The organism is Clostridium sp. (assembly GCF_051656525.1).
GTDB lineage: Bacteria > Bacillota > Clostridia > Clostridiales > Clostridiaceae > Clostridium.
The window spans coordinates 1-3768 of the sequence record NZ_JBOGCC010000218.1 but is presented as its reverse complement, the minus strand read 5'-3'; the positions used below and the strand labels follow the sequence as shown (position 1 = coordinate 3768).

7 protein-coding genes are annotated in these 3768 nt (G+C 33.6%); all 7 read left to right on the top strand.

Features of this window, described 5'->3' with window-relative positions:
- A partial coding sequence (gene rplO / locus ACRDDY_RS10530) for a 50S ribosomal protein L15 (protein ID WP_438564907.1) occupies positions 1-344 on the top strand: 344 nt, incomplete at its 5' end.
- 2 nt (positions 345-346) lie between these two features.
- Complete coding sequence (secY, locus tag ACRDDY_RS10525; RefSeq protein WP_438564906.1) at positions 347-1627, top strand: preprotein translocase subunit SecY; 1281 nt, start codon at positions 347-349, stop codon at positions 1625-1627.
- A 24-nt stretch (positions 1628-1651) separates the two neighbouring features.
- Positions 1652-2296 (top strand): adenylate kinase, encoded by a 645-nt coding sequence (locus ACRDDY_RS10520; protein ID WP_438564905.1) that lies wholly within the window; start codon positions 1652-1654, stop codon positions 2294-2296.
- Between the two features lies 1 nt (position 2297).
- Positions 2298-3044: a type I methionyl aminopeptidase gene (gene map, locus ACRDDY_RS10515; protein WP_438564904.1), complete on the top strand. Its 747-nt coding sequence runs from the start codon at positions 2298-2300 to the stop codon at positions 3042-3044.
- Between the two features lie 67 nt (positions 3045-3111).
- Positions 3112-3393, top strand: coding sequence for a hypothetical protein (locus tag ACRDDY_RS10510; RefSeq protein ID WP_438564903.1), 282 nt, complete (start codon positions 3112-3114; stop codon positions 3391-3393).
- A gap of 7 nt (positions 3394-3400) precedes the next feature.
- The gene (infA, locus tag ACRDDY_RS10505; RefSeq protein WP_438542470.1) at positions 3401-3619 is read left to right on the top strand and encodes a translation initiation factor IF-1; all 219 of its coding nucleotides are present in this window, start codon (positions 3401-3403) and stop codon (positions 3617-3619) included.
- A gap of 38 nt (positions 3620-3657) precedes the next feature.
- Positions 3658-3768: 50S ribosomal protein L36 (gene rpmJ, locus ACRDDY_RS10500; protein WP_003373491.1), on the top strand; the 111-nt coding region annotated here is incomplete at its 3' end.

The window sequence follows — 3768 nt, the reverse complement described above, 5'->3', positions numbered from 1 at the left end:
AAGGTGAAAAAGGACAAAACGCTAGATCTGGTGGTGGAGTTAGACCTGGATTTGAAGGAGGTCAAATGCCTTTATACAGAAGACTTCCTAAAAGAGGATTCACTAATATCTTTGCTAAGAAGATTGTTAGCATAAACGTAGATAGATTAAATATCTTCGAAAATGGAACAGAAGTTACTCCAGAATTATTACTTGAAACAGGAGTAATATCAAAAGTTATGGATGGAGTTAAAATTCTTGGTAACGGAAGCTTAGAAAAGAGTATAACTCTTGTAGGATGTAATTTCTCAAAAACTGCTAAAGAGAAGATCGAAGCAGCTGGAGGAAAAGTTGAGGTGAAATAATAATGCTATCAACCCTACGTAATGCCTGGAAGGTCCCAGAATTGAGAAAAAGATTTTACTGGACAATATTTTTTGTAGCAATTTTCAGGATAGGAAGTCATATTCCTGTTCCTGGGATTAGCACAGAATATTTAAAGCAAATGGCTCAATCTGGTAGTTTAGTTGGTTTCTATGATTTAATATCAGGAGGAGCCTTTAGTAAATTTAGTATTTTTGCATTAGGAGTAATGCCATACATTAATGCATCAATCATCATGCAATTGTTAACAATTGCTATACCATCTCTTGAACAACTTTCAAAAGAAGGTGAAGATGGTAGAAAAAAAATACAGAATATTACTCGATATGCTTCAATAGCAATATCGATAATACTTGCTATTGGTATGTATTTAACAATATCAAGAGTTCCTGGAGCAACTGCTGGAATTACTTCAGCTCAAATAGGGATAGTAATATTAGCACTTATAGTTGGTTCAACTTTCTGTATGTGGTTAGGTGATCAGATAACTGTTAAAGGTTTTGGAAATGGTATTTCAATACTAATTTTCATCAACATAATATCAAGATTACCAGCAGAGCTTAGCTCAATCTTAATGTTAAAAAGTCAAAATGAAATAAATATAGTTGAAATAGTACTATTTGCAGTATTTGCCCTAGTTGCATTAGCTGTGGTAATCTACTTCTCATTAGCTGAGAGAAGAATACCAGTACAATATGCAGGAAAGGCTGTTGGGAATAAAGTAACAAAAGCTCAATCAACACATATACCTTTAAGTATTATTGGTTCAGCAGTTATTGCAATAATCTTTGCAATGTCAGTTATGCAATTTCCACCAACAATAGCTGGCTTCTTCCCAGATAAAGCTTGGGCTGTTTGGATAAGAAGTAGCAACATGAGTATTTTCAATGATCAAACTTGGATGTACCCAGTTGTGTATGCAATATTAACTATATTCTTTACATGGTTCTATACTCAGGTTACATTCAAACCAGATGAAATGTCAGAGAATCTGCATAAATCTGCTGGATTTATTCCAGGGATAAGACCGGGTGAGCCAACAACAGAATACTTTGAAAAAGTTTTAAATAGAGTCTCTGTAATAGGGGGTATATTTGCTGCTATTTTAGCAGTAACACCAATATTAATTTCAAATTATACTTCTTTAAAAGGAGTTCAGTTTGGAGGGACAGCATTACTGATTGTAGTTAGTGTTGCCTTAGACTTTATGAGAAGATTAGAGTCTCAATTAGTAATGAGACACTACAAAGGATTCCTTAAATAAGAATAGATGATGGAGATGATGCCGGTGAAGATTATATTATTAGGTCCTCCTGGAGCAGGTAAGGGAACACAGGCAAAATCAATTAGTAATAGATATTCTATACCTCATATATCAACTGGTGATATTTTTAGAAAGAATATTTCTGAAAATACACCATTAGGTGTAGAGGCAAGAAAATATATGGATAATGGGCAGTTAGTTCCAGATTCCGTTACTATAGATATGGTAAAAGACAGACTTCAGCAAGATGATTGTAAAAAGGGATATCTTTTAGATGGTTTCCCAAGAACAGTAAATCAAGCAGAAGCCTTACAAGAATTCTTAGAAAGTAGAAACGAAAAGCTAGATACTGCTTTATGTATAGAAGTACCTAGTGAGTTTATACTTGAAAGAATGACAGGTAGAAGAGTTTGTCCATCATGTGGAGCAAGTTATCATGTAAAATTCAATCCTACAATGGTTGAAGGAAAATGTGATGTTTGTGGAAGTGATGTTATACAGAGAAAGGATGATACAGTGGAAACTGTAAAAGAAAGACTTGATGTGTATGAGAGACAAACACAACCACTAATTGATTTTTACAAAGATAAAAACTTACTTTCAACTGTTGATGGAACGCAAGCTATCAATTCAGTTTTTGAAAGTATCTGCAAAGTTTTAGGGGAATAAGATGATATTCTTAAAGAATGACTCAGAAATCGCTAAAATGAGAATTGCAGGAAGAATAGTAGGTGAAACACTTCTACTATTAGAAAAGAGTATAAAACCTGGAATAAGTACGGCAGAATTAAATAGGATTGCAGATGAGTTTATAACAAGTCAAGGAGCTAGATCTTCCTTTAAAGGATTGTATGGTTTTCCAGCAGCACTATGTATTTCTGTAAATAATGAAATTATTCATGGAATACCAGGGAAATATGTCTTAAAGGATGGAGATATAGTAAGTGTTGATTGTGGAGCTTATTTAGATGGGTTTCATGGAGATGCGGCTAGAACTTTTCCAGTAGGGCAAGTGACTGAAGAAGCTCAAAAGCTTATTGATGTTACAAAACAATCTTTTTTCGAAGGTGTTAAATATGCCCAAAAAGGAAATAGATTGTCAGATGTATCACATGCAATACAGAGTTATGCTGAAAGTCATGGATTTTCAGTTGTTAAAAATTTTGTAGGGCACGGGATAGGCAGAGATCTACATGAAGATCCTGAGGTACCTAACTTCGGTAATCCAGGTAAGGGTTCACTTCTGAATAATGGCATGGTTTTAGCGATAGAACCGATGATAAATGCTGGAGCATTTAGAACAAAAACATTAAGTGATGGGTGGACAGTTGTAACAAGTGATGGAAGCCTATCAGCACATTACGAAAATACAGTTGCAATATTACCAGATGGACCCGAAATATTAACACTAATTTAAAGAGTGTTTCTTAGTTATAAATTTGCAAGTGCAGTTTATATCTAAGGTAATCATCGAGGTGAATAATTTGCAGAACAATGACTTGATTGGAAAAGTGGTACTTTCTTTATCTGGTAGAGATAAAGATCATTTATATGTAGTGGTGGGTTTTGATACAGCCCAGAATCTATTACTAGTAAACGGAGATAATAAAATTATTAGCAATCCGAAAAAGAAAAATATTAAGCATTTATCTTTTATAGATAATATAGATGATGAACTAAAAACTACCATTATAGAAAAAAAGAAAAATGCTGACTTAAGAATTAAGAGATTTCTAAAATTAAGATACATTGTTAAGGAGGGTTGATTACCTTATGTCAAAAGATGATGTTATAGAAATGCAAGGTGTGGTTTTAGAATCCCTACCTAACGCAACATTCCAAGTAGAACTTGAGAGTGGTCATAAAATTCTAGCACATATATCAGGAAAATTAAGAATGAACTTCATAAGAATTTTACCAGGTGATAAAGTTACAGTAGAACTTTCACCATACGATTTAAGTAAAGGTAGAATTACTTGGAGAGCAAAATAAGATAATAGATTATCTAAATATTACAAGGAGGGTTAGCGATGAAAGTAAGACCATCAGTTAAGCCTATTTGCGAGAAGTGCAAAGTAATAAAAAGAAAAGGAAGAGTAATGGTTATCTGTGAAAATCCTAAGCACAAGCAAAAACAAGGC

Coding starts and splice junctions, on each gene's coding strand:
- secY (WP_438564906.1), top strand. CDS start 347: ATGCTATCAACCCTACGTAATGCCTGGAAGGTCCCAGAATTGAGAAAA.
- map (WP_438564904.1), top strand. CDS start 2,298: ATGATATTCTTAAAGAATGACTCAGAAATCGCTAAAATGAGAATTGCA.
- infA (WP_438542470.1), top strand. CDS start 3,401: ATGTCAAAAGATGATGTTATAGAAATGCAAGGTGTGGTTTTAGAATCC.